This is a genomic window from Ruminococcoides sp. (genome assembly GCF_057037865.1).
In genome coordinates this window covers 51255-78250 of record NZ_DBLZMS010000003.1, presented here as the reverse complement: position 1 = coordinate 78250, position 26996 = coordinate 51255, and the positions used below count along the sequence as shown (strand labels likewise).

The 26996-nt window shown below is 38.8% G+C and carries 26 protein-coding genes; 22 read left to right on the top strand and 4 right to left on the bottom strand.

What is annotated here, in order from left to right; translation table 11 throughout:
- The first annotated feature begins 2 nt into the window (after positions 1-2).
- The 19 genes from ileS (at position 3) to AC2HW8_RS03730 (ending at position 19806) form a co-directional block, all read left to right on the top strand.
- Complete coding sequence (ileS, locus tag AC2HW8_RS03820; RefSeq protein ID WP_021883950.1) at positions 3-2768, top strand: isoleucine--tRNA ligase; 2766 nt, start codon at positions 3-5, stop codon at positions 2766-2768.
- Between the two features lie 62 nt (positions 2769-2830).
- Positions 2831-3313, top strand: coding sequence for a signal peptidase II (gene lspA, locus AC2HW8_RS03815; RefSeq protein WP_021883949.1), 483 nt, complete (start codon positions 2831-2833; stop codon positions 3311-3313).
- Entirely contained in the window at positions 3306-4226 is a 921-nt protein-coding gene (locus AC2HW8_RS03810) for an RluA family pseudouridine synthase (protein ID WP_021883948.1), read from the top strand. The genes lspA and AC2HW8_RS03810 overlap by 8 nt, the downstream gene beginning before the upstream one ends.
- 205 nt (positions 4227-4431) lie before the next feature.
- On the top strand, positions 4432-4779 hold the full coding sequence (rplS, locus tag AC2HW8_RS03805) for a 50S ribosomal protein L19 (RefSeq protein WP_101029615.1): 348 nt from the start codon (positions 4432-4434) through the stop codon (positions 4777-4779).
- A gap of 69 nt (positions 4780-4848) precedes the next feature.
- A complete protein-coding gene (lepB, locus tag AC2HW8_RS03800; RefSeq protein WP_242987262.1) occupies positions 4849-5526 on the top strand; it encodes a signal peptidase I in 678 nt (225 codons plus the stop codon).
- A gap of 104 nt (positions 5527-5630) precedes the next feature.
- On the top strand, positions 5631-6206 hold the full coding sequence (gene lepB, locus AC2HW8_RS03795) for a signal peptidase I (RefSeq protein ID WP_015523818.1): 576 nt from the start codon (positions 5631-5633) through the stop codon (positions 6204-6206).
- A 27-nt stretch (positions 6207-6233) separates the two neighbouring features.
- The gene (gene ylqF, locus AC2HW8_RS03790) at positions 6234-7106 is read left to right on the top strand and encodes a ribosome biogenesis GTPase YlqF (RefSeq protein WP_021883946.1); all 873 of its coding nucleotides are present in this window, start codon (positions 6234-6236) and stop codon (positions 7104-7106) included.
- A 2-nt stretch (positions 7107-7108) separates the two neighbouring features.
- Entirely contained in the window at positions 7109-7714 is a 606-nt protein-coding gene (locus tag AC2HW8_RS03785; protein ID WP_482606674.1) for a ribonuclease HII, read from the top strand.
- The gene (locus AC2HW8_RS03780) at positions 7711-8073 is read left to right on the top strand and encodes a YraN family protein (RefSeq protein WP_015523821.1); all 363 of its coding nucleotides are present in this window, start codon (positions 7711-7713) and stop codon (positions 8071-8073) included. The genes AC2HW8_RS03785 and AC2HW8_RS03780 overlap by 4 nt, the downstream gene beginning before the upstream one ends.
- 12 nt (positions 8074-8085) lie before the next feature.
- Entirely contained in the window at positions 8086-9024 is a 939-nt protein-coding gene (locus AC2HW8_RS03775; protein ID WP_443951967.1) for a membrane dipeptidase, read from the top strand.
- Between the two features lie 42 nt (positions 9025-9066).
- The gene (gene thrC, locus AC2HW8_RS03770; protein ID WP_021883942.1) at positions 9067-10575 is read left to right on the top strand and encodes a threonine synthase; all 1509 of its coding nucleotides are present in this window, start codon (positions 9067-9069) and stop codon (positions 10573-10575) included.
- Positions 10575-11264 (top strand): metallophosphoesterase, encoded by a 690-nt coding sequence (locus AC2HW8_RS03765; RefSeq protein ID WP_015523824.1) that lies wholly within the window; start codon positions 10575-10577, stop codon positions 11262-11264. Before thrC ends, AC2HW8_RS03765 begins: the two co-directional genes overlap by 1 nt.
- A 90-nt stretch (positions 11265-11354) precedes the next feature.
- Positions 11355-12635 carry a trigger factor gene (tig, locus tag AC2HW8_RS03760; RefSeq protein WP_117930729.1) on the top strand — a complete coding sequence of 427 codons (1281 nt, stop codon included), beginning with the start codon at positions 11355-11357 and terminating at the stop codon, positions 12633-12635.
- 54 nt (positions 12636-12689) lie between these two features.
- Positions 12690-13271 carry an ATP-dependent Clp endopeptidase proteolytic subunit ClpP gene (gene clpP / locus AC2HW8_RS03755; protein WP_015523826.1) on the top strand — a complete coding sequence of 194 codons (582 nt, stop codon included), beginning with the start codon at positions 12690-12692 and terminating at the stop codon, positions 13269-13271.
- Between the two features lie 15 nt (positions 13272-13286).
- Complete coding sequence (clpX, locus tag AC2HW8_RS03750) at positions 13287-14627, top strand: ATP-dependent Clp protease ATP-binding subunit ClpX (protein WP_021883941.1); 1341 nt, start codon at positions 13287-13289, stop codon at positions 14625-14627.
- Positions 14628-14691: 64 nt separating this feature from the next.
- On the top strand, positions 14692-17103 hold the full coding sequence (gene lon, locus AC2HW8_RS03745; protein ID WP_484327175.1) for an endopeptidase La: 2412 nt from the start codon (positions 14692-14694) through the stop codon (positions 17101-17103).
- A 14-nt stretch (positions 17104-17117) separates the two neighbouring features.
- Entirely contained in the window at positions 17118-17720 is a 603-nt protein-coding gene (gene yihA, locus AC2HW8_RS03740; RefSeq protein WP_015523829.1) for a ribosome biogenesis GTP-binding protein YihA/YsxC, read from the top strand.
- A 5-nt stretch (positions 17721-17725) separates the two neighbouring features.
- Positions 17726-19024 carry a diaminopimelate decarboxylase gene (lysA, locus tag AC2HW8_RS03735; protein ID WP_117950796.1) on the top strand — a complete coding sequence of 433 codons (1299 nt, stop codon included), beginning with the start codon at positions 17726-17728 and terminating at the stop codon, positions 19022-19024.
- Positions 19025-19113: 89 nt separating this feature from the next.
- A complete protein-coding gene (locus AC2HW8_RS03730) occupies positions 19114-19806 on the top strand; it encodes a YoaK family protein (protein WP_021883938.1) in 693 nt (230 codons plus the stop codon).
- 63 nt (positions 19807-19869) lie between these two features.
- Here AC2HW8_RS03730 and AC2HW8_RS03725 read toward each other — a convergent pair whose 3' ends face one another.
- The gene (locus tag AC2HW8_RS03725; RefSeq protein WP_021883937.1) at positions 19870-20079 is read right to left on the bottom strand and encodes a helix-turn-helix domain-containing protein; all 210 of its coding nucleotides are present in this window, start codon (positions 20077-20079) and stop codon (positions 19870-19872) included.
- Positions 20080-20491: 412 nt separating this feature from the next.
- On the opposite strand from AC2HW8_RS03725, the gene gdhA reads away from it, so the two are divergent.
- On the top strand, positions 20492-21823 hold the full coding sequence (gdhA, locus tag AC2HW8_RS03720; protein WP_015523831.1) for an NADP-specific glutamate dehydrogenase: 1332 nt from the start codon (positions 20492-20494) through the stop codon (positions 21821-21823).
- A gap of 287 nt (positions 21824-22110) precedes the next feature.
- A complete protein-coding gene (locus AC2HW8_RS03715; protein WP_484327174.1) occupies positions 22111-23094 on the top strand; it encodes a tyrosine recombinase XerC in 984 nt (327 codons plus the stop codon).
- Here the strand turns inward: AC2HW8_RS03715 and AC2HW8_RS03710 are convergent.
- From AC2HW8_RS03710 to AC2HW8_RS03700, 3 genes are read right to left on the bottom strand one after another with little or no spacing between them, the layout of a single operon-like run.
- Positions 23091-23786 carry a DUF6873 family GME fold protein gene (locus AC2HW8_RS03710; protein WP_484327173.1) on the bottom strand — a complete coding sequence of 232 codons (696 nt, stop codon included), beginning with the start codon at positions 23784-23786 and terminating at the stop codon, positions 23091-23093. The genes AC2HW8_RS03715 and AC2HW8_RS03710 overlap by 4 nt on opposite strands.
- Positions 23783-25150 carry a DNA repair protein RadA gene (gene radA / locus AC2HW8_RS03705; protein WP_021883933.1) on the bottom strand — a complete coding sequence of 456 codons (1368 nt, stop codon included), beginning with the start codon at positions 25148-25150 and terminating at the stop codon, positions 23783-23785. Before radA ends, AC2HW8_RS03710 begins: the two co-directional genes overlap by 4 nt.
- Positions 25151-25168: 18 nt before the next feature.
- Positions 25169-25879 (bottom strand): N-acetylmuramoyl-L-alanine amidase, encoded by a 711-nt coding sequence (locus tag AC2HW8_RS03700; protein ID WP_484327172.1) that lies wholly within the window; start codon positions 25877-25879, stop codon positions 25169-25171.
- A gap of 191 nt (positions 25880-26070) precedes the next feature.
- Between AC2HW8_RS03700 and AC2HW8_RS03695 the strand changes: the two genes are divergently transcribed.
- Entirely contained in the window at positions 26071-26943 is an 873-nt protein-coding gene (locus AC2HW8_RS03695) for a methionyl aminopeptidase (RefSeq protein ID WP_484327171.1), read from the top strand.
- Positions 26944-26996: the final 53 nt, after the last annotated feature.

The following is a 26996-nucleotide window of genomic DNA, read 5'->3' as shown; positions in this document are numbered from 1 at the left end:
AAATGTCCCAGGATTATAATTCAACACTTAATCTTCCAAAGACAGACTTCCCTATGAGAGCAGGTCTACCGAAAAGCGAGCCTGTTACACTTCAAAATTGGGAAGATGAAAAGGTTTACGAAAATCTTATGAAAGTAAATGAGGGAAAGCCTCTGTTCATTCTTCATGACGGCCCTCCTTATGCTAACGGTGACATTCACCTTGGTCATGCACTTAATAAGATTCTTAAGGATTTTATCGTAAGATATAAGAATATGGCAGGCTTTAAAGCTCCGTATGTTCCGGGTTGGGATACACACGGACTTCCTACGGAACTTAAAGCAAGAAAGAAAGCCGGTATCGGTAATTCTGCTGAAATTTCTGTTGTTGAACTTCGTAAAATGTGCGAAGAGTTCGTAAAAGGCTATATTAACGATCAGCGTACGCAGTTTAAAAGACTTGGCGTAATCGGTGAATGGGATAAGCCATACATCACTCTTAACCATGAGTTTGAGGCTGAACAGATCAGAGTGTTTGCAGAAATGGCTACAAAGGGCTATATCTACAAGGGCTTAAAGCCTGTTTATTGGTGTCCGGAGTGTAAGACTGCTCTTGCAGAGGCTGAGATTGAGTATGCTGAAGATCCTTGCCATTCAATCTATGTAAAGTTTAATGTAACCGACGATAAGGGCGTTTTCTCAAATATGGGAATCGATCCTTCAAAGGTTAAGTTTGTAATTTGGACAACTACAACTTGGACACTCCCTGCAAATGTCGCAATTTGCGTAGGTCCGAGATTTGAATATTCTGTAATCAAAACAGGTGATGAATACCTTGTTATGGCGTCAGAGCTTTATAAGTCTGCTCTTGATGAGGCAGGTATAACAGACTTTGAAGTTGTAGCAACGGTAAAGGGCAGTGAGCTTGAGTATATAAAAACAGCACATCCTTTCCTTGACAGAGAGTCCCTTGTTATCGTTGGTGAGCATGTAACTCTCGAAAGCGGTACAGGTTGTGTACACACAGCTCCCGGACACGGTGTTGACGACTATAATGTATGTCAGAATTACCCTGAGATTCCGATTATCTGTCCTGTTGATTCTAACGGTGTTCTTACAGAAGAAGCAGGTCAGTTTGCAGGTCTTACAACTGATGAGGCTAATAAGAAGATTGCCGCCTATCTTGAAGAAAACGGCTCACTTTTTGCATTAAAGAAAATTGTCCATCAGTATCCGCATTGCTGGAGATGTAAAACTCCTATCCTTTTCAGAGCAACAGACCAGTGGTTCTGTTCGGTTGATGATTTCAAGGATGAGGCTGTTGACGCTATCAATACGGTTAAGTGGATTCCTGCATGGGGCAAGGATAGAATTACATCAATGGTAAGAGAAAGAAAAGATTGGTGTATTTCCCGTCAAAGAAAATGGGGTGTTCCGATTCCGATTTTCTTCTGTAAGGATTGCGGAGAGGCTCTTATTGATAAGGATGCTATGCTTGCTGTTGCTGACTTATTCGGTAAAGAAGGCTCAAACGCTTGGTACAATCACACAGCCGCAGAGATTCTTCCTGACGGCACAAAGTGTAAAAAGTGCGGTTGTACTGAATTTGATAAAGAAAAAGATATTATGGATGTTTGGTTCGATAGCGGTTCATCACATGCCGCTGTTCTTGAACAGCGTGATAACCTTGAATCACCTGCTGACCTTTACCTTGAGGGTAACGACCAGTACAGAGGTTGGTTCCAGTCATCACTTCTTACATCCGTTGCTACAAGAGGCAGAGCACCTTACAAGGCTGTTCTTACTCACGGTATGATTCTTGACGATGAATCAAGAAAGATGAGTAAGTCACTTGGTAACGGCATCAGCCCACAGGATGTTATTAAGCAGTACGGTGCTGATGTACTCAGACTTTGGGTTGCATCAACCGACTATCAGACTGATGTTCATATTTCCAAGGATATCCTCAAGCAGATTTCCGAGTCATACAGAAAAATCAGAAATACCGCAAGATATATTCTCGGTAACATTTCTGACTTTAATCCCGATACAGATATGGTTGACTTTGACAAGGTGTTGCCGATTGATAAATGGGCGCTTGCAAAGCTTAATGACCTTATCACAAAGGTTAGAACTTCATACGATAATTATGAGTTTCATATTGTATATCACAGCATTCACAACTTCTGTGTTGTTGATATGTCTAACTTCTATCTTGATGTTCTCAAGGACAGACTTTATACAGAAAAGGCTGACAGCCTCTCAAGAAGAGCCGCTCAGACCGTAATCTATGTTATCCTTGACGCAATGACAAGAATGATTGCTCCGCTCCTTGCGTATACATCAGATGAAATTTGGAAATACATGCCTCATTCCTCAAATGAGAATGCAGAACATGTTATCTTTAATGAGATTCCCGAAAACATCGCTATTGATGTTGACGATAAATTTATGGCTTTCTGGGACAGAATCCACGAACTCCGTGATAATGTTAAAAAGTCACTCGAATCTCTTATAAAGGATAAGACAATTAAGGGTTCGCTTGAAGCAAAGGTAAAACTTTGTGCAGGCGGCGAAACACTTGAATTCCTTAAAAAGGCTGAGCCTGAGCTTTGTGCAGCATTCATAGTTTCCGAAGTTGAAATTGTTGATAACGGCGGTGAGCTTGAAATCAAGCCTGAAAAAGCTGAGGGTGAAAAGTGCGAGCGTTGCTGGGCTATCAGCAAGACGGTGGGTCAGTGTGCAGAGCATCCTACAATCTGTTTCCGCTGTGTTCAGAATCTTAAATAATAACTGCTATTACAATAAATCGGTGTGATAAAACACACCGATTTATGTTTATGGAGGATAAAATGCCTGTTATTGCTCTTATAATCGGTGTGCTTTTAGCTGCCACTGATCAGATAATAAAATATTTTGTGCTTACCTATCTTCAGCCTGTAGGTTCGGTAACTGCCATTGACGGGTTACTCGATTTTACTTATGTTGAGAATCGAGGCGTTGCTTTCGGAATGTTTTCGGATATGCGTTGGTTTTTCGTAGCGGTTACTGTTGTTCTTATTGCAATAATAATATATATTATGTTCAAGAAGAAACCGTCAGGAAAGATGTTCTATATTTCTGCGGCACTTATAATCGGCGGCGGAATAGGTAATTTGATTGACAGGATTTTTTACGGTTTTGTAGTCGATTACATCAGCGTTTCATTCTTTCCCCCTGTTTGTAACTTTGCCGACTACTGCATTACAGTCGGAACACTACTTCTTATAGTTTATGTTCTGTTTTTCTCTAATGTTATGAAATCCGAAAAAAAGGTCAACAAAAGCAATGAATGAATTTAAACTTAATTGTGAAACAAGCGGTGTAAGACTTGATAAATTTATTTCGGATGCAAATATTGATTTATCACGCTCTGCTGCTGTTAATCTTATTGAGAACGGAGCTGTGCTTGTAAACGACTCTGTTGTTTCAAAAAAGTACAAGCTTTCACAAGGTGATATTGTTGTTGTAAATGTTCCCGATCCGACGCCTTATGAGGCTAAAGCGGAAAATATTCCTCTTGATATAGTTTATGAAGATGAATGCTTGCTTGTTGTGAATAAGCCAAAGGGAATGGTGGTGCATCCTGCCGCAGGAAATTATGACGGTACTCTTGTAAATGCTTTGCTTTATCATTGCGGTGACAGCCTTTCGGGAATTAACGGCGTACTTCGTCCCGGCATTGTTCACCGCATCGACAAGGATACAAGCGGTCTTTTGATTGTTGCAAAAAATGATTTTGCTCACCGTTCTCTTGCAGAACAAATTAAGGAGCATTCTTTTACAAGGGAGTATGAGTCAATTGTATTTGGTAATCTGAAAGATGATGAGGGAACAGTTGACGCTCCAATTGGAAGAAATCCTAAAGACAGAAAGAAAATGTGTGTTATCGAAAAGAACAGCAAAAATGCGGTTACTCATTATTCGGTAATAACAAGGTATAAAGGTTACACACATATAAAATGCAAGCTTGAAACAGGTCGTACTCATCAAATCAGAGTTCATATGGCTTATATAGGTCATCCTGTGTCGGGTGATAAGGTGTATGGCGTAAAGAATGAAAAAGTTGATTTTGAAGGACAATGCCTTCATGCAAGAAAAATCGGTTTTATTCATCCAAAAACCAATGAATATATTGAATTCACTTCCGAATTGCCTGATTATTTCAAAAAATATCTTAAAAAGCTTGAAAATATATCATCACATTAATCGGAGCTTGACGGGATATATTCCGATTTTTTTAAACTAAATTGAAAAAACACTTGCATTATTATTCCGTATGTGGTATTATATTAAAGCATTTGAAACCGTCGTAACTCTCGACGAGGTTCAAATAACGGTTTAACCGTCATTTTGATGTGACAGTCCGCTGCTCGTTTGAGTAAGAATGTCGGAAAAATAAGGAGGATAAAAAATGGACGCATTAAAGACTATTGCTGCATCAAGCGTGAAGGAAACAACACCTGAGTTCAGCGTAGGTGATACTGTAAAGGTATCAGTAAACATTCGTGAAGGCGAAAGAGAAAGAATCCAGATGTTTGAGGGTACTGTTATTGCTAAAAGAGGCAGTGGCGTAGCTGAAACATTTACTGTAAGAAGAGTAGCTTACGGCGTTGGTGTTGAAAGAGTATTCCCTCTCCATTCACCCAATGTTAAAGATGTACAGGTTGTTCGTTACGGTAAGGTTCGCAGAAGCAAGCTCTACTATCTCCGTGACAGAGTTGGTAAGGCTGCTAAGGTTAAAGAGCAGATTCGTAAGTAATTCACGAAATCAAAAGGGACTTTTAAAAGTCCCTTTTTTTACTATTTTTCTTTATAGCAGGTGACAAAGTTGAAGAAAAGCAAAAATAATGTCAATGAGGCTAATATGGCTGTGCTTCAGCCTGAGGGTGTGAACGATTCTTCAGATATCAATCCTGAAATGTATGTGGATAAGAAACCGTCAATTTCCGAAAAACAATTTCTTGTTGCAAAAGAGGAAGGCGCAATGTCCGGTTTTTATGACTGGGTAAGATGCATCCTGTTTGCAATTTCGGTTGTTGTGGTTTGCCTTATCTTTTTGTTCCGCCTTGTTGATGTTGAAGGCAGATCAATGAATAACACACTTGCCACTAACGACAAGGTTATCGTAACAAATCTATTCTACACTCCCAAAAATAACGATATCGTTGTTATTTCTCACGGTGCAGAGTATAACAGTCCGATTATTAAGCGTGTTATCGCTGTTGCGGGACAGACTGTTAAGGTCGATTATGACAACGACCAAATCATAGTTGACGGTGTTGTTCTTGATGAACCGTACATAGAGGGTTCAACCTACGGCAACAATATAGGTGACAATGAAATTCCGGAAGTTATTCCTGAGGGCAAAATTTTTGTTATGGGTGATAACAGAAAGGATTCAATGGACAGCCGCAGTACAAAAATCGGTCTTATAGATGTTGATGATGTAATCGGTAAGGCACAGTTTGTAGTTTATCCGTTTGACCACTTCGGCTATCTGTACTGATGCTAAAGATTGTAAAAATTTAATGTTAATTTAAATTTTGATATTGTGAAAAGCTTATTTCTGTTTTATAATAGAAATAAGCTTTATTTTTTACGGAGGGTTATATGCCTCAAAAACCTAAAAAGAATAAAATCAGAATTAAAATTAACGATAAAAAAATCACGGATTATATGTTTGATTTTACACGGACAATAATTTTTGTGTTTGCAATTATATCCGTAGCGTTTACTTTTATCATCAGAGATGCCAATGTTGTGGGAAATTCGATGCTTGACACCCTTCACAGCGATGATAAAATTTTCATTACAAATTTTATGTATGAGCCAAAATGCGGCGATATTGTAGCTATCAACGCTGAAAATCAGATTGAAAAGAGAATTATAAAACGGGTTATAGCCGTTGAAGGACAGACGCTTGTTGTGGATTACAGTAAAAATGCAGTTTATGTTGACGGTATAAAAATTGATGAACCGTATGTTTCTTCTTTAACACGAGAACCGTCAAATCCATTGCAAATTCCGTATGTTATCCCTGAAGGTTATATCTTTGTAATGGGTGATAACAGAATTATTTCTCTTGACAGCCGTGATAAGAGTATAGGCCTTGTGTCTGTCGATGATGTAATCGGAAAAGCACAATTTATATTTTTCCCGCTTGACAGATTCAAGTATTTATATTAACAGAAAATTTTTAAAGGATGTACATATATGAGCGAAATGCAGACTATTCAATGGTTCCCCGGTCATATGACCAAAACAAAAAGACAGATTCAGTCAAGTCTTAAACTTGTTGATGCTGTCGCAGAAATTATTGATGCAAGAATTCCTGTCAGCAGTCGTAACCCCGACCTTGCAAAACTTGTTCAGAACAAGCCGAGAGTTATTCTTCTCAATAAATGCGATATGGCTAATCAAACTGCCACGAAAATGTGGATTGACTATTTTAAAAAGCAGAATCTTGTTGCTATCCCTGTTGACTGTAAAAGCGGCAGAGGTCTTGACAAATTTGCACCTGCCGTAAATACGGTTATGAGCCATAAGATTGCAAGATTAAAAGAAAAAGGAATGGTAAATCCCACAATCAGAATTATGATTGTCGGTATTCCGAATGTAGGCAAATCTTCTTTTATCAATAAAATGGTAAAGAAAAACCGTGCAAAGGTTGAGGACAGACCGGGCGTTACAAGAGGTAATCAATGGTATACAATTGCAAAGAACCTTGAAATGCTTGACACTCCGGGTGTGCTTTGGCCAAAGTTTGACGATAAGACAGTCGGAGAGCATCTTGCGTTCACAGGTGCGGTTAAAGACCAAATTCTTGATATCGAACTATTGGCGGTAAGACTGCTTGATTTCATCAAGGAACTCAAGCCTGCTGATTTTATAACAAGATTCAAATTAGAAAACGAAGATATCGAAAATATTGATTCATACGAGCTTTTGAAAATGATTGGCAAAAAGAGAGGTATGCTTGTTTCAGGCGGTGAGATAGATACCGAGAGAGCCGCAATTATGTTGCTTGATGAATTCAGAAGTGCAAAGCTTGGCAGAATTACAGTTGAAATGCCGCAGGGGAGATAACAATGGATTGGCTTGAATATGAAAATAAAAATATTGCAAGAGGTTTTCTGAATATCTGCGGTGTTGATGAAGCCGGCAGAGGACCGCTTGCAGGACCTGTGTGTGCCGCCGCAGTTATACTTCCCGAAAACACTGTTATTGAAGGAGTCAATGATTCAAAAAAGCTTTCTGAAAAAAAGAGAGAGGCTTTGTTTGATGTAATAAAGGAACAGACATTGGCATACAGCATTGCATTTGCAAGCGTTGAAGAAATTGAGGAAATGAATATTCTTAACGCTGCTATGCTTGCAATGAAACGGGCAGTTGAAGGACTTGAACCAAGGGCTGATTATGCTATGATTGACGGCAACAGAATGCCTCCGTTGTCAATTGAAGGCGAATGTATTGTAAAAGGCGATGCAAAGTCAATGTCAATTGCCTGTGCGTCAATTCTTGCCAAGGTATCAAGGGATAGACTTCTTTATGAATACGACAAAGAATTTCCTCAGTACCTATTTGCAAAGCATAAGGGTTACGGCACAAAGGCTCATATTGAGGCGATTCTTAAATACGGACCGTGTAAGTATCACAGACCGAGCTTCTTGAAGAAAATATACAATAAGAAATGATTTTTACTACTAAACAAACAGGTGATAAGGGAGAGGCTTATGCCGCAAAATATCTGAAAAAGCATAAGTATAAAATTATTGCCAGAAATTATAAAAAGCCTTACGGCGAAATAGATATCATAGCCGAGAATAAGGAAGTAATTGCCTTTGTTGAGGTTAAAACAAGAAAAGAGAATTCTCTTACACAACCCGTTGATGCGGTTAACCGTAAAAAGCAGATGAAAATATTAAAAACTGCCGATATGTATATGTATGAAAACAATATAGATAAAGAATGTCGATTTGATGTATGCGAAGTTTTTGTCAACAGTGATAATCTTAAGCTTGTCGGCATTAATTATATTGAAGATGCATTCTGACGGGAGGTTGCCATGAATTTTTTTGACTTGCATTGTGACACGCTCTATAAGGCAGTAACCGAAAAGTCCGAACTGGATAATCCCTTATATGAAGTGAAATTAAATAACAATTCCAAATCCCACAGGTTACAGTGCTATGCTATATGGTTGCCCGACACGCTTGACGGTAATGCGGCGGAAAAATTGTTCTTTGAATCGGCTGATTATCTGAAATCCGAATGTAACCGACTTGGAATTGAATTGTTAGGTATCGGTGAATTCACGGATAATGCTTTTTCAAAGTATAGAAACTCAGCGTTTTTTACAGTAGAAAACGGAAAAGCATTGAACGGCAAAATCGAGAATGTAAAACGATTTGCGGAAATCGGCGTCAGAATAATGACTCTCACATGGAATGAGATGAACGAGATTGGTTCAGGTGTTTTATCGGAAGATAAATGCGGTTTAACGGACTTCGGAAAACTTGCAGTAACCGAAATGGAAAAGTACGGTATTGTAATTGATATATCCCATGCAAGCGATGAACTGTTTTATGATGTTGTCAATCAGACGAATAAGCCGTTTATCGCAACTCATTCAGATTCACGGACAATTACTCAAAATCCGAGAAATCTTACAGATGAGCAGATTAAAATTATAATACAGAGAGGCGGACTTATAGGTCTAAATTTGCACAATGCTTTTCTTAATAATAACCCGGATAAAGCATGCATGAACGATATTTTAAAGCATTGCGAATATATGCTGTCGCTCGGATGCGAAAATTCTCTTTGCTTCGGTACGGATTTTGACGGCTGCGATTTGCCGAGGGATATTGTCGGAAGCGATTCAATCGGCGAAATTTATGAACTTTTTCTTAGAAATAACTACAACGAAAGCGTTTTGAAAAAGATTTTTTACGAAAATGCGTATAATTTCTTTGAAAACTTTGACAATCAGCGAATAATGTAGTAAAATACTTGATGTTTAAAGCAATTTGAAAGGAAGATTTCAATGTTATACAACAGCACACAAAATGCCAAAGAAGTAGTTTCTGCGGCACAGGCCATTGCACAGGGTATTTCAAAGGACGGCGGTCTTTTTGTACCGCAGGAATTTCCTAAGTATGATGAAAATACCTTCAAGGCACTTTTGAAAACAGATTACAAAGGAAGAGCAAAGAAAGTATTTTCTGATTTTCTTTCTGATTTCACAGAAGAGGAAATCAGTGACTGCGTAGAAAAGGCTTATACAGCTCAGAAATTCGGCGGTGAAAATCCTGCTCCTATTTCATACTGTAATCTTGACGGAACAACCCTGAATATTCTTGAACTCTGGCATGGTCCTACATGTGCGTTTAAGGATATGGCACTCCAGATTCTCCCGCATCTTCTCACAAAGTCACTCAAGAAGAAATATGACGGCAAGACGGCTGTTATTCTCGTTGCTACATCAGGCGATACAGGCAAGGCTGCTCTTGAAGGCTTTAAAGATGTTGACCACACAAAGATTGTTGTTTTCTATCCTGTTGACGGTGTAAGTCCGATGCAGAAGCATCAGATGAATACTCAGGAAGGTGAAAATGTTCGTGTTTGTGCAATCAAGGGTAACTTTGATGACGCTCAGACAGGTGTTAAGAAGATATTCACTACACCTTCGGTTGCAGAAAAGCTCGCTGAGAATAATATGCTTTTCTCATCAGCAAACTCAATCAACTGGGGCAGACTTCTTCCGCAGATTGTTTACTATATTTCGGCTTACTGCGATCTTGTAAATGACGGTAAAATCGAGCTTGGTGACAAAATTAATGTTGTTGTTCCGACAGGTAACTTCGGTAACATCCTTGCATCATACTATGCAAGTCTCATGGGACTTCCAATCAACAAGTTCATTTGTGCGTCAAACTCTAATAATGTTCTTACAGATTTTATCAAAACAGGCGTTTATGATAAGAACAGAAACTTCTATACAACAATTTCACCTTCAATGGATATCCTTGTTTCAAGTAACCTTGAACGACTTCTCTACAAGCTTTCAGGTGATAATGACGAAGTTACAAGAGGCTGGATGAATGCACTCAAATCAGAAGGCAAGTATGAAGTAAGTGATGATGTAAAGGCTGTTATCAACGAAAAGTTCTACGGCGGATTCTGTGATGATAAGAACACAGAGGCTACCATTCACGAGATGTTTGAACAGGATAAGTACCTTTGCGACACTCACACAGCTGTTGCAATCAATGTGTACAAGCAGTATGTTGAGGAAACAGGCGACAAGACACCATCTGTAATTGCGTCAACTGCAAGTCCGTATAAATTCTCTAAGGCTGTTCTTGAGGCTGTTGAACCAAACGCAACACTTCCTGAAACAGAATTTGATATGGTTGATGAACTTCATAAGGTTTCCGGTGCCGAAGTGCCTGCACCTCTTGCAAATCTTAAAAATAAAACGGCTCGATTCTCTGATGTTACAGAAGTTAGTGATATGGAGAATTATGTTCTCGGAGCACTCGGTATAGATTAATGGCATTATTTGCTATAGCGGATTTACATCTTTCACTTGGTGAAGATAAGCCTATGGATGTTTTCGCAGGCTGGAACGATTATACTTCAAGACTTGAAAATAACTGGAGAAAGCTTGTTACCGATAATGACACGGTTGTTGTGTCTGGCGATATTTCCTGGGCAATGAAGCTTGAAGAAACTCTTACGGATTTTACTTTCATAGAAAATCTTCCCGGTAAGAAAATTTTCAATAAAGGCAATCACGATTATTGGTGGAGCACCAAGACAAAAATGGATGTGTTTCTGAAAAATAATTCACTTGATTCGATATCTATCCTTTTCAATAATTCATATGTTGTTGACGATTACGCAATTTGCGGTACAAGAGGATGGTTTCTTGAGAATGAATCTCAAAATGATATAAAAGTCCTGAACAGGGAAGTCGGCAGACTTGAAATGTCAATACAATCAGCTATAAAAACAGGAAAGGAACCAATAGTGTTTTTACACTATCCTCCTGTTTACGGAACAACAAAATGTGACGAAATATTTAATGTTCTTTTGAAATATGACATCAAAAAATGTTATTACGGACACCTTCACGGAAAAAAGAATATGAGGTTTGCGATTGAAGGTGAATACGAAGGTATTGATTTTAAGCTGATTTCTTGTGACAGGTTGTCATTTATGCCAATTTTAGTCAGATAAATTCTGTATTTTCTATTGGCAAAATTATTTTGTTGTGATATAATAAGATGATTTCTTGATTTTGAATTTAAACTTTGGAGGAATATTAAAATGGCATTAAAGGAATGTACAAAAAAAGAACAGGCTAATTCATATGAATTAGAGGTTAATGTTGACGGTGAAACTTTTGGTAACGCTGTTAACAGAGTTTATAAAAAGCAGGTTAAAAGCATCAATATCCCCGGTTTCAGAAAGGGCAAAGCTCCCCGTCATGTAATTGAGAAAATGTACGGCTCGGAAGTATTCTATGAAGATGCTATGCAGGATTGTTATCCGGACGCTCTTTATGAGGCCGCTAAAGAAGCAGGTATCAAGATAGTTTCGGTTGAAACTCTTGAGGCTATTGAGGCAAGCAAGGAAGGTTTCTCATTTAAGGCTAATGTTGTTGTTGAGCCTGAAATGGAAATTAATAACTACCTCGGCATTGAAGTTACAAAGAAGTCAACAGAAGTTACAGACGAGCTCGTTGACGAAGAAATTGAGAAGGTTCGTGACCGCAACTCAAGAATGGTAACTGTTGACGACAGAGCTGCTCAGAATGATGATGTAGCAGTTATTGACTTTGAGGGTTTTGTTGACGGTGAAGCGTTTGAAGGCGGTAAGGCTGAAAACTACAACCTTAAGCTTGGATCAGGCAACTTCATCCCCGGCTTTGAGGAGCAGATTGTAGGTCACAAGACAGGTGAAGAGTTTACAATCACAGTTAAGTTCCCGGATGATTATCAGGCTGAAGAGCTTAAAGGTAAGGAAGCTGAATTCAAGATCAACCTTCACGAAATTAAGGCTAAGGAACTTCCGGAAGTCGATGATGAGTTTGTAAAGGATGTTTCCGATAAGGAAACACTTGACGAGTACAAGGCTGAGCTTAAAGAAACTGTTGCTAAACGCCTTCAGGATGAGGCTGACAAGGATGTTGACAATCAGATTTCCGAAAAGCTTATGGAACTCCTTGAGGGTGAAATTCCTGAGGCAATGTATGACAATCAGGCTAACGAGATGGTAAGAGAATTTGATATGCGTCTCCGTTCACAGGGCCTTGATATGAAGACATATATGCAGTACATGGGTATGGATGCAAACGCACTCAAGGGTATGTATAAAGAAGAGGCTGAAAAGAGAGTTAAGTTAAGACTTGCTCTTGAAGCAGTTGCAAGAAAAGAAAATATTGAAGTTACAGAGGATGACCTTGACGCTGAATACGGCAAGATGGCAGAGGCTTACAAGATGGATGTTGATAAGGTTAAGGAGGCTGTTCCTGCTGAATCACTCACAGAAGATGTTAAGGTTGAAAAGGCTCTTAATCTCGTAAAGGACAAAGCTGTTATTAAGTAATTTGAATATTTTTCTTATATCTGTTAATCACTATTTAAGAAAGGTTATGATTAAATGGCATTAGTACCATATGTTATCGAACAGTCAAGCAGGGGCGAACGCTCTTTTGATATCTATTCCCGTCTTCTTGAAGACAGAATTGTTATGCTTAACGAAGAGGTAAACAGTGCAAGTGCAAGCGTTGTAGTTGCTCAGTTGCTTTACCTTGAAAGTAAAGATCCGACAAAGGATATCAGTCTTTACATCAACAGCCCCGGCGGCAGCGTAACAGACGGCTTTGCTATTTTTGATACAATGAATTACATCAAGTGTGATGTTTCCACAATCTGTATGGGTATGGCTGCAAGTATGGGTGCATTCCTTCTTGCCGCAGGCGCTAAGGGTAAGCGTCTTGCACTTCCTAACAGTGACATTATGATTCACCAGCCTTCAGGCGGTGCTCAGGGTCAGGCTACTGACATGGAAATTCACACAAGACACATTCTTGATATGAAAAAACGACTCAATCAGATTCTTGCTGACAACACAGGTCAGCCGATTGATGTTATTGCAAAGGATACCAATCGTGATAACTTCATGACTGCACAGCAGGCACTTGAGTATGGTTTGATTGATAAGGTTATCGAAAAAAGATAAAGGTGAGGTAAACTGATGGCTAACAAAAATAACGAAGATATTTATTGCTCTTTCTGCGGAAAACCTCAGGAGATGGCAGGCAGACTTATTGCCGGCAACGGTGTCTATATTTGTGACCGGTGTGTTGAGCTCTGTATGAATATTCTTCGCGAATCAGGCGAGCTTGAACGTGAAAATGAAAATAAACTTTCAAAATCGGGAGAACCTCAGACCCCCGAACTGTCCGTTGATGAACTTTTAAAGCCAAAGGAAATCAAGGCAATTCTTGATGAATATGTTATCGGACAGGATCATGCAAAAGTTACCCTGAGCGTTGCTGTTTACAATCACTATAAGCGTGCTTTTTCAAATGATCAGAGCGTAGATTTCGCTAAGAGTAATGTGTTGCTTCTCGGCCCGACAGGTGTCGGTAAGACATTACTTGCTCAGACGCTTGCAAAGGCTCTTGATGTTCCTTTTGCAATTGCTGATGCAACTACGCTGACCGAAGCAGGTTATGTCGGCGAGGATGTAGAGAACATTCTCTTAAAACTCATTCAGGCAGCCGATTTTGATATTGAAAAGGCAGAGCACGGCATAATTTACATTGATGAAATTGATAAAATTGCGAGAAAATCCGAAAACCCCTCTATTACACGAGATGTAAGCGGTGAGGGAGTTCAGCAGGCTTTGCTTAAAATTGTTGAGGGAACTGTATCCAATGTTCCGCCACAGGGTGGCAGAAAACATCCGCAACAGGAATATTTACAGATTGATACTAAGAATATTCTTTTTATCTGCGGCGGTGCATTTGACGGTCTTGAAAAGATAGTTGAAAAGCGCAAGGGCTCTTCTGTTATCGGTTTTGAGTCACTTGTTCAGTCAAAGCAGGAGCTTGATTCGACCGATTGGATGAAAGAGGTCACAGCACATGATCTTGTAAAGTACGGAATTATTCCTGAACTCATCGGTCGTTTGCCTGTTATTACTGCTTTGAGCGGTCTTGACACGGATGCACTTGTCAAGATTCTTACTGTTCCGAAAAATTCTATTGTTCAGCAGTATAAGAAACTTTTTGAACTTGACGGTGTTGAACTTCTTTTTGAAGAAGAGGCACTCAGAGCTATTGCACAACAGGCGCAGGATCAGCATACAGGTGCAAGAGGACTTCGAGGAATTATGGAAGATATTCTTACAGACCTTATGTTTGAGGCTCCGTCTGATCCTACTATTGATAAGATTATTATTACAGAGGGCGTTATCAAAAACGGTGCTGCTCCGCAAATTACTCGCAAAAAGGAATTGTTACAGACAAATTCCGTAAAATTGACTCAAAAAGATGCAAAGAAGCGTCAGAAGCGCAGCACAGCGTCTTGATATTGTGAATTAAAGCTGTATTGCAATTACAATACAGCTTTTTGCTTTTATGAAAGGAATTTAAATGGATTTTGATATGCAAAAAAATCTGACTCTCCCTGTTCTCCCGTTGCGAGGGTTGGTGGTTTTTCCAAAATCACTTATTCATTTTGATGTTGGACGGAAAAAGAGTATTACGGCTATAAATAAAGCTATGAAAGCCGATCAACTTGTTTTTCTTACTTCTCAGAAGGATGCCGCAATAAACGAACCGGATATATTTGATGTTTATGACACGGGCGTAATTGCCAAGGTCGTTCAGGTTTTGAAACAGCCTGAAAATACTACACGAATTGTAATTGAAGGTCAATGCAGGGCTACAATTATAAATCCTGTTTTTGACGAAAAGTGTCTTGTTGCAGAAGTTAAACCGTATGAGGAAGAAAGCGAGTATCTTACAGCAAGAGATTCCGCTCTTATGCGAACCGTAAAAAATGAATTTGACAAGTATCTTGAGATTTCTCCGAAGATGCCGTCGGATATTATTTTTAAGGTTGCCCTTTGCAAAAGACCGGGTGAACTTGCCGACTTTATCACAGCTAATCTCATTCTTGACTACAGAGTTAAACAGTCGATTCTTGAAACTTTCCCGGAATCCGAAAGACTTGAATCTGTTCTTGATGTACTTGTAAATGAAAATTTTGTTCTTAAACTTGAGGACGAAATATCTCAAAAAGCTAAAATGAGAATTGATGAAAATCAGCGTGATTATTTTCTTCGTGAACAGAAAAGAGCAATCGAGGAAGAACTCGGCGAAGATGATTCACCGATTGACGATGCTGAAAACTATGTCGATAAAATTGAGAAGCTTAATCTTGATGAAAAGTCTGCCGACATTCTTTATAAAGAATGTAAGAAACTCAGTAAAATGCCTTATGGCAGTCAGGAAGCGGCTGTGATTCGTACATATCTTGATACGGTTCTTGATTTGCCGTGGAATAAGTCATCTAAAGATAAAATCGTTATACCTAAAGTTCAGAAGGCTCTTGATAAGACTCACTATGGACTTGACAAAGTTAAAAAGAGAATCATTGAACAGCTTGCCGTTCGTGTGTTAAGTGAAAAGCAAAAGGGACAGATCATCTGTCTTGCAGGACCTCCGGGTGTCGGTAAAACCTCAATTGCTCAGTCGATTGCAAAGGCAATAGGCAGAAAAAGTGAAAGAATCGCTCTTGGCGGCGTTCGTGACGAGGCTGAAATCAGAGGCCACAGAAAGACTTATATCGGTTCGATGCCGGGTAGAATTATTAATGCATTGCAACATGCCGGCACTAATAATCCTGTACTTATTCTTGACGAAATAGACAAGCTTGCCGCTGATTATAAGGGCGATCCAACATCTGCATTGCTTGAGGTTCTTGATATCGAACAGAATAATAAGTTTGTTGATCACTACATTGAACTTCCGTTTGACTTGTCAAATGTGATGTTTATTACAACTGCAAATGACATTTCAGCTATTCCGGCACCGCTTCGTGACAGAATGGAAATTATAGAAATCAGCAGTTATACAAGAGAAGAGAAATTCCATATTGCAAAGAAGCACCTCATTCCTAAACAGCTTGATGAGTGCGGTTTTACTTCAAAGGAACTCAAATTCACTCAGAAAGCCATATACGCTCTCATAGACTTCTATACGAGAGAAGCCGGCGTAAGAACTCTTGAAAGGCTTATTGCATCAGTTATGAGAAAATGTGCCGTTGAAAAGCTTACAGAGGGTACAGAAGTATTCAAGATTGACGAAAAAGAGGTAGAAAGATTTTTAGGCCATAAAAAGTTTATTCCTGATTCACTTGCCAAAATGGATGAAATCGGAATAGTAAACGGACTTGCATGGACCTCAGTGGGCGGAGAAATCTTACCTATTGAAGTTGCCGTTATGGAGGGTACAGGAAAGATTGAACTTACAGGTTCTCTCGGTGATGTTATGCAGGAGTCTGCTAAAACAGCAATCACCTGTATTAGAAGTCATGCGGCGGTTCTTGGAATTGATCCAGATTTTTACAAAAACAAGGATATTCATATTCATGCTCCCGAGGGTGCTGTTCCAAAGGACGGACCGTCTGCAGGTATTACAATGGCAACCGCAATTTACTCAGCGCTGACTTTAAAGCCTGCAAGACACGATATAGCCATGACAGGTGAAATTACCCTCAGAGGGAATGTTCTTGCTATAGGTGGTCTTAAAGAGAAAAGCATGGCTGCTTTTAAAAACGGAATTACAACAGTAATTATTCCAAAGGATAACGAACCTGATCTTGAAGATGTCGATAAGGTGGTTCTTGAAAAGGTTAAGTTTATTCCTGTTAGGAATTTTTCGGAGGTAGTTGCACTTGCGGTGAATAATACCGTAAGAATTACCGATAACCAATGGAACGGAATTGATATGACAGCAGTTCGTTCTGCAACGAAAACTGTAAACGCAGTAAAACAGTGAAAGAGAGGGATTTTATGAACTTTAATGAAGTCGCTTTTGAATTTGCGGCAGGTCGTGTTGATCAGTTGCCGGAATCGGATATGCCTGAAATTGTATTTTCAGGTCATTCAAATGTAGGAAAATCCTCTCTTATCAATAAACTTGTTCAGAGAAAAGCTCTTGCAAGGGTAAGCGCTCAGCCGGGCAAAACGGCTACCATTAATTTTTATAAACTCAAAGAGTTTCGTATGGTTGATTTGCCGGGCTACGGTTATGCAAAGGTTTCAAAAGCAGAAAAAGACAGATGGGCAAAGCTTGTGGAAGGCTATTTTGCACAGGACAGACAGCGTCCGCTCGTTATTCAGATTCTTGACTTGCGTCATCCTCCGACTGATGATGACTTGCATATGATAGATTTCCTTTACAGAGGCGGATTTAACTTTGCCGCAGTTCTTACAAAGAGTGATAAACTCAAAAAGACTGCGTTTGAAAAGCAGATTGAGTATTATAAGGACATTTTCAGTACAATTGAACATGTTCCGCTGATACCGTTTTCTGCACAAACAGGCTTCGGAAATGATGAAATAAGGAAACTTATTGAAACTTCAATAGCAAATTTTAAAAATACGGAGGTATGAGTAAAATGTTCGTTAGCGAATGTCTTAATGTGAACAATAAGGGACATCTTACAATCGGCGGTTGTGATACACTCGAACTTGCCAAAGAATTTGGTACACCCTTATATGTTCTTGACGAAACAACAATCAGAAATGTGTGCAAGGCTTATGTAAAGTCCTTTGAAAAGTATTACCACGGTAATGGTATGCCGTTGTATGCAAGTAAGGCTCTTTCCTGTAAGGAGCTTTGCAGAATTGCAAAGGAAGAGGGACTCGGTCTTGATGTAGTATCAGGCGGTGAGATTTATACAGCCGTACAGGCAGGCTTTCCGATGGAAAAAGTTCACTTCCACGGAAACAATAAAACTGCTGATGAAATCAGATTTGCACTTGAATCTAATGTAGGAAAGTTCGTTGTTGATAATCTTTACGAGCTTGAACTTCTCAATGAAATTTGCGGTGAAGTGGGTAAGAAGGCTAATATTTCTTTTAGAATTAAGCCCGGTGTAGACGCTCATACTCATAACTTCATCAGAACAGGTCAGATTGATTCAAAATTTGGTTTTGCTCTTGAAACAGGCGAAGCTTTTGAGGCAGTTAAAAAGGCACAGATGTACGATAATGTAAATCTTACGGAACTTCATTGTCACATCGGTTCACAGATTTTTGATATTGATCCGTTTGTCACTGCAGCTGAAATTATGCTTGACTTTATGGGCAAGATTCACGATGAGCTTGGAATCGTTATTTCAGAGCTTAACCTCGGCGGCGGTTTTGGTATTATGTACACTAAGGATGATGAACCTGTTCCTTACGAAAACTATATGGAAAAGGTTTCTGAGGCTGTTAAGGCAAAGGCTAAAGAACACGGACTTCCTGTTCCGTATATCTTTATTGAGCCGGGTCGTTCAATTGTCGGCGAAGCAGGTATTACACTTTACAAAGTTGGCGGCAAAAAGGAAATTCCTAATGTAAGAACATATGTATCCGTTGACGGTGGTATGACTGATAACATTAGGTATGCACTTTATCAGTCTGCTTATACCGTAGTAAATGCAGGTAAGGCTGACAAAGAGCCTGATGAAATCGTAACGGTAGCAGGTAAGTGTTGCGAGAGCGGCGACCTCGTTCAGGAGCATACAAAGGTTGCTAAGGTTGAAGTAGGCGATACACTTGCTGTTCTTTCAACAGGTGCTTATAACTATTCTATGGCGTCAAATTACAACAGAATCCCTCGTCCTGCAATCGTAATGGTTAAAGACGGCAAGGCAAGAGTTGTTGTTAAGCGTGAAAGCTACGAGGATATAGTAAAGAACGATATCTGATAATCGAATTATAATTATTGTGCAACACCGAACCGTTTAATTGTGTTCGGTGTTGTGTAGATTAGCGCATAGATTCGGAGTTGAGTATTGTGTTTAGGATAAGAAGTTTTTTTAAGGAACTTGAGCCGACACGACAGATGTCTGAGGCATTTAGAAATTGTATATTTCTTGCGTTATCAGGCGGATTTCAGGATGCATATACATATTTTACCCGTGACGGAGTATTTGCAAATGCACAGACGGGTAACGTTGTGCTTATGAGTACAAATTTTATGACAGGAAAGTGGGGAGAGGGGCTTAAATATCTTTTTCCTATTCTTGCATTTGCGTTAGGTGTCCTTGTAGCTGATTTGATACAGAAAAAATTCAAGTATTTCAAAAAGATACATTGGAGACAGGGAATACTCTTGTTTGAAATTATCATATTATTTGCGGTTGGATTCATGCCGAAGAGTATGGATACCGTTGCGGCGGTAATTGTATCGTTTTCCTGTGCAATGCAGGTTCAGACTTTCAGAAAAGTCAGAGGATATTCCTATGCCAGTACAATGTGTATAGGTAATTTGAGAAGCGGTACGGCTGCTCTGTCAGGTTTTATTCACGAAAGAAAGCCCGAACAGCTCAGACAGGCAATGTATTATTTTGGTGTTATATTTTTCTTTGCAGTCGGAGCAGGTCTGGGAGGAAATCTTTCGTTATCGTTTGGAACGCATATAATATGGGTTTCATGCGGATTGCTCCTTGTAAGTTTTCTGATGATGTTTAAAGAAAAAATTCAATAATCCGGCAATTTTATATAACAATAAAGCCGTTGTCAATACTCGGATTTGGTATTGACGACGGCTTTATTTTACAAATTTTTCTATTCCGAGAATATAATCACTTGAAGTTTTATAAAGACAACAAAGTGTTATCAAATGTCTGATAGGCAGTTCTCGTTTTCCGTTTTCGTATTTGCTGTATTGTTCCTGTCTTGTGTGAAGTATAAATGCAATTTGCCCTTGAGTGTATCCGTTTTTGACTCTTAATTCTTTTAATCTTTTGCAGTAGTCCATATAAATCACCTTTAAAAATATTACAGATAGTATTACTGATAGGATTTTATCATAAAATATGTCCGTTTGCAACTAAAATTTAATTGGTAAATCAAATATGAATTATACAAAATATTGTAATGCAAATGAAATTCTTGGATTCATGAATACATTTTCATAAAATTCAGCTCGTAAAATGTACGAAAATGCAACTAAACTTGGGAGATTTGTAAAATTAATTGCAGAAAAGGAATGAAATCGGCTGTTTTTTCAATAATTTTAAAAAAATTTGCAAGAAACTCACAAAAGATATTGCAAAATCGTTGAAAGTATAGTATTATAAATATGTTGATTGTAGTGCTTTACTGTGCTACAGCATAATCGGAATTTTTTCCGTATAATTTATGCGAATTTTATTAAGGAGGACTTACTTATGTCATATGTAAGTGAACAGCTTGAAAAGCTGAAAGCAAAAAACGCAAATGAGCCTGAGTTTATTCAGGCTGCTACCGAAGTTCTTACTTCACTTGAGCCCGTTTTCGAGCAGAATCCAAAGTATGAAGAGAATGGTATTCTCGAAAGAATTACAGAGCCTGAAAGAGTTATTATGTTTAGAGTACCTTGGGTTGATGACAACGGCAAGGTTCAGGTTAACCGTGGCTTCCGTGTTCAGTTCAACAGTGCTATCGGACCTTACAAGGGTGGTTTAAGACTTCATCCGTCAGTAAACCTCGGCGTTATTAAGTTTCTCGGTTTCGAGCAGATTTTCAAGAACTCACTTACAGGTCTTCCTATCGGCGGCGGTAAGGGTGGCTCTGACTTTGATCCTAAGGGCAAGAGCGACAGAGAAGTTATGGCATTCTGCCAGAGCTTTATGACAGAGCTTTGTAAGCACATCGGTGCTGACACTGATGTTCCTGCCGGTGATATCGGTACAGGTGCTCGTGAGATCGGTTATATGTTCGGTCAGTATAAGAGAATCAGAAATGTATATGAAGGCGTTCTTACAGGTAAGGGCCTCAACTGGGGCGGTTCACTCGCAAGAACAGAGGCTACAGGTTATGGCCTTCTTTATCTTACAGAGGCTATGCTTAAGGATAACGGCAAGGACATCAAGGGTGCTACTGTTTGCGTATCAGGTGCAGGTAATGTTGCTATCTATGCAACAGAAAAGGCTACAGAGCTTGGTGCTAAGGTAGTTACAATGGCTGATTCAACAGGTTGGATTTATGATGCTGAAGGTATCGACCTTGACGCTATTAAGGAAATCAAGGAAGTTAAAAGACAGCGTCTTACAGAGTATAAGAACTATCGTCCTAACTCAGAGTATCACGAAGGCAAATTCGATTGGTCAGTTAAGTGTGATGTTGCACTTCCATGTGCTACACAGAATGAGCTTAACGAAGAAGACGCTAAAAGACTTATCGCTAACGGTTGCTATGCTGTTGCCGAAGGTGCTAACATGCCTACAACTCTTGAGGCTACAAAGCTTCTCCAGAAATCCGGCATTCTCTTTGCACCGGGTAAGGCTGCTAATGCAGGTGGTGTAGCTACATCAGCTCTTGAGATGAGCCAGAACTCACAGCGTCTTTCATGGACATTTGAAGAAGTTGACGCTAAGCTCAAGAACATTATGGTTAACATCTATAAGAACATTTCTGCTGCAGCTAAGAAGTATGGTCATGAAGGTGACTATGTAGTAGGTGCTAATATTGCAGGCTTTGAGAAGGTTGCTGATTCAATGATTCAGCAGGGCGTTTGCTAATTTAAAAGTTAAATTCCTTTAAAATTTACAGCCGTACAGATTCGTTTGAGTCTGTACGGCTGTTGTAATTTAAATGCTGTAAATTGGCATTAGCAATATGTTTCGGATTTATCTTGTTTTACCTGTTCCCCGAATTATACAAAATATTCATTTTGTATAATTTTCGTAATTGGAATATACACCGCCCTTTTTTGTGTTATAATAGCCTTATAATTCTTTTAATACAGATTTTAGTTCAACTTTTCTGAGTTATCCATTATAAGAAATAAAATTACGGTGGTGTGTTTATGGCAGTTGATTTTCGTGATGAAGCTCCTGCAATTTTGAAGGACTATTTAATTTATAAGCAGACAATCAAAAATATGTCGAAGAAAACCGTTGACGAATATTTTATTGATCTCAGAACTTTTTTTAGATTTTTAAAAGTAATGCGTGGTCTTGTGCCTGACGGTACTGAGTTTGATGAAATTAAAATTGACGATGTTGACCTTGATTTAATTAAAACCGTTAATCTTGAACTTGCATATGATTATATGAATTTTCTTTATCGTGACCGCAACAATAAGAGTGCGTCCCGTGCAAGAAAATGTTCCAGTCTGAAAGGTTTTTTTAAGTACATAACAAATAATAAACATTTGGTTGATACAAATCCCGTGGAACAGCTTGAATCGCCAAAAAATAAAAAAGCTTTGCCAAAGTATCTTACTCTTGAACAAAGCATTGAGCTTCTTAATGCAGTTGACGGAAATAACAAACAGCGTGATTATTGTATTTTGACTCTCTTCCTCAATTGCGGACTGCGTGTGTCTGAAATGGCAGGTCTTAACTATAATGATATTCATAGTGACGGTACAATGCGTGTTGTCGGTAAAGGCAATAAAGAACGCATTGTTTATCTAAACGCTGCCTGCATTGAAGCTTATAATGAGTATATGAAGGTGCGTCCGATTGATGAAGTTAAGGATAAAAAAGCGTTGTTTATTAGCCGTAATCACCGCAGAATGTCTGTGAAAACAATTCAGGCTATGGTATATAAATATCTTGAGAAAATCGGACTTGATTCTCAGGGATATTCCTGTCATAAGCTTAGGCATACCGCCGCTACGCTTATGTATCAGCAAGGCGGAGTTGATGTTAGAGTGCTTAAAGAGGTTCTCGGACACGAAAACCTCGGTACGACTGAGATTTATACGCATTTGAGTTCCGAACAAATGAAAAATGCCGCTGACTCAAATCCGCTTGCAAAAATAAAACCTAAGAAAAAAGTTTAAAGAATTCTTACTATGCCGCCCACATCTGTGAGTGGCATATTTTTGCATAATATTTTAATTTCAATTTTATTTTTTAAACATAATTCTTTGATAGAAGAATAGCAGGGATGCATTTCAGCGTTTCCGAAAAACACTACGGTATTATCAGAGATTTTTCCGCTTGCACCGCCTATAAATCCATAATCATATCCTTCAAGTTTTATATCACCCGAGGATATTAATAACACCTCTGCCCCATCTTTTTCAAGGGCATTTTTTATGGAAATATCAGCTGTTACGGCAGTGCGATTATTGAGTATTAGAGTTGAGCATCTTGCGTATCCTTGGTTTATGTTTACGATTTCAATATCGTTTTTTACACAATATTTGTAAAGAGTCGGATCTATTGCAGATACTTTACCATAAAGCTTATTATTAAAGAAAAGAAAATTCAGCAATATATTTTCGGGATACTTCTTCCCTGCTTTATTTTTACATATAATCAAATTTTCTTTATATGGTAAAGTTTTTAGCTTTTCGCACTCTTGAAGTACAAAAACAGTATTATTTATCGTCAAAATCTGCATATCGGCATGAGCTTGTTCAGGTTGCGGAAATGCTTTGACAGTGTCCGAATATATAACATTATGCCCCATTTTTGAAAGCTCATCGGCAAAACATGGGTATTTGTTTGATATTACAAAACTGCTCATTGTCCTACCGCTTCAAATGCCTGACGAATGTTTTTTACTCCGATCAATTCAGCGTCATCACATGAAACACCTTTTAGATTATGATACGGCAGAATGATTTTTGTAAAGCCGAGTCTTACTGCCTCGTTAATTCTCATCTGAGCGTTTGATACAGCACGAATTTCTCCTGCAAGACCGATTTCACCGAATACAACAGCGTTTTCGTCAATCGGAGTATCTTTCAGACTGCTTATAAGAGCCATGGCAATTGAAAGGTCAATCGCAGGTTCGTCAACTCGCAATCCGCCTACGATATTTATGTAGGTGTCGCAGTTTGAAAAATAGTATCCTGCTCTTTTTTCAAGAACGGCAAGTACCATTGATAGTCTGTTATAATCATATCCTGTAACCATTCTGCGAGCGTTGCCGTATCCGCTTTGTGTGGCAAGTCCCTGTGTTTCGGCAAGAATTGGTCTTGATCCTTCAATTGTACAGGTGACGCAAGTTCCCGAAACATTTTTCGGACGCCCTGAAAGCAACATAACAGACGGATTTGCAACTTCGTTAAGCCCTTTATCAGTCATTTCAAAAACGCCGATTTCATTTGTTGAGCCGTACCTGTTTTTTACGGCACGAAGAATACGGCAGCTCATCTGTTTGTCACCTTCAAAATGCAGTACGGTGTCAACAATATGTTCAAGTACCTTTGGACCTGCAATTGAACCCTCTTTATTAACATGACCTACGATAAACATAGGAATATCAAGTCCTTTTGCAGTTCTCATCAGCATATTGGCAGATTCTCGTACCTGTGTAATGCTGCCTGGGGACGAGTTTAATTCTGAAAGATTCATCGTCTGAATTGAGTCAATCATAACAAGGTCGGGCTTGAGATTTTTTATCTGTTCGCAAATAACCTCAACATCGGTTTCAGTCATTACATACAGATTCGGCGAAGTTACACCCAGCCTTATTGCTCGTAGCTTGAGCTGTCTTTTTGACTCCTCTCCCGATATGTAGAGAATTTTCAGAGTATCGCCGAGGTACTGACAAATCTGCATAAGAACGGTCGATTTGCCTATGCCCGGATCACCGCCCAGAAGTATAAGACTGCCCTTTACAATTCCTCCGCCGAGTACACGGTTGAGTTCTCCGCAGCCTGTGTCATATCTGTGCTCATCCTCGGTTGAAATATCCGATATGGCGTATGGTTTTGAGTAGGTTGCAAAAGAGCGTGTTTTTGCAGTTGCTGACTGTTTTGATGTATCTTTAATTTCTTCGTTCATTGTGTTCCATTCGCCGCATGACGGGCATTTTCCGTACCATTTGGGCGATTCGTATCCACATTCTGAACATATGTAAACACTTTTGATTTTTGAAGCCATTTATTTCACTTCCTGTATTTATTGATGAGTATAATCTAAAAATCCTGTTATGATTGCAGTTGCCATTTCTTTTTGATATTCGTCACTTTGCAGCTTAGCAAGTTCATCCGGATTTGAAATAAATCCGCATTCCACAATAACGGACGGGTTTTCAGCCTTTTTTAAAAGATAGATTGAGCCGTCTGCCTTTTTGCATTGCCGTTCGTTATTAGGCTGTAAGCATTTTTTTACGGAATTTCTAATGCATTCCGCAAGATTTTGACTTTGACTGTTATTCGGGGAATAAAAAATTTGAGTTCCGTAATATTTGCTTTGAGAAAATTTGTTTTGATGAATACTGATTACAACATTGTTTTTGTCTGAATTGAAAATTTCGAGCCGTTTTTTTAAATCGGCAACTTTCCTTGAATGAACCGAATCTTCTCCGTTATCAAGAGATACATCATCTGTTCTTGTTTGAACAACCTTATATCCGAAAATTTTTAATAAATCAGCTGAATTATTTGCTATAGAAAGATTGATGTCCTTTTCAAGCACACCGCTTTCGCTTACTGCTCCCCCGTCTTCGCCACCGTGACCTGCGTCAATTACAATTATCGGCTCTGTTTTGTTTTCGGTCATAACAGATTTTATCGGATTAAGTCTGAAAAAAACAGATACCATAATAATGCAGAATATTGCAAACAGTATAAAGCAGAGAGCATAAAATGTCGGGATTTTTTTATTCATACAAACACCTCTGCATAAAAATATGCCGAGTGTGAGATTATATATTACTTATTCAGTATATACTACAAAACTTTTTCTGACAAGATTTTTCTTTTGGATTTTTGCATATGACAAAGATGTTGTAATAAAATTTGTTTGGTGGTATAATTATCAAGGATTATGAATTGGAAAAATGAAAGGAAGTTAGTAAAATGGAAAAACCTGGCAGAAATGATCCTTGCTGGTGTGGCAGCGGAAAAAAGTATAAAAAATGTCATATAGATTTTGATGAAAAAATTGAGGAATTTGAGGGTGCGGGTCACATTGTTCCCTCCCATGAAATCTTGAAAAATGCTGAGCAGATTGAAAAAATCAAGGAGAGTGCAAGGATTAATATTGCAGTTCTTGATTATGTTGCAGAGCATATTAAGGCAGGTATCAGCACGGCTGAAATTGATAAGTGGGTGTATGATATCACAACCAAAATGGGCGGTGTTCCGGCTCCCCTTAATTTTGAGGGATTTCCCAATAGCGTATGTACTTCAATAAACAACGAAGTTTGTCACGGTATTCCGTCGGAAGATGTAATAATCAAAGATGGCGATATAATCAATGTTGATGTTTCAACTAATTTGAACGGATATTTCTCCGATTCTTCAAGAATGTTTTGTATCGGTAATGTAAGCGAAGAAAACAGAAAGCTTGTTGAAGAAACAAAAAATGCAGTTTATGAAGGACTTAAACAGGTTAAGCCTTGGGGCTTTCTCGGAGATATGGGTCAGGCTGTCAATGATTATGTAAAGAGTAAAGGTTACTCTGTTGTTCGTGAAGTAGGAGGTCATGGAATCGGTCTTGAATTCCACGAAGATCCATGGGTAAGTTACATTTCTAAAAAAGGTACGGAAATGCTTATGGTACCCGGTATGATTTTCACCATTGAACCTATGGTGAACGCAGGAAAACCTGATATTTTCGTTGATGAGGATAACGGCTGGACTATTTATACAGAAGATAACTCAATGTCTGCTCAGTGGGAAATTCAGGTTCTTGTAACTGAGGACGGCTACGAAATTATTGCATACTAAGTAAAAACAAAAGGCATTTGCTTTGAGATTTCTCATTGCAAATGCCTTATTTT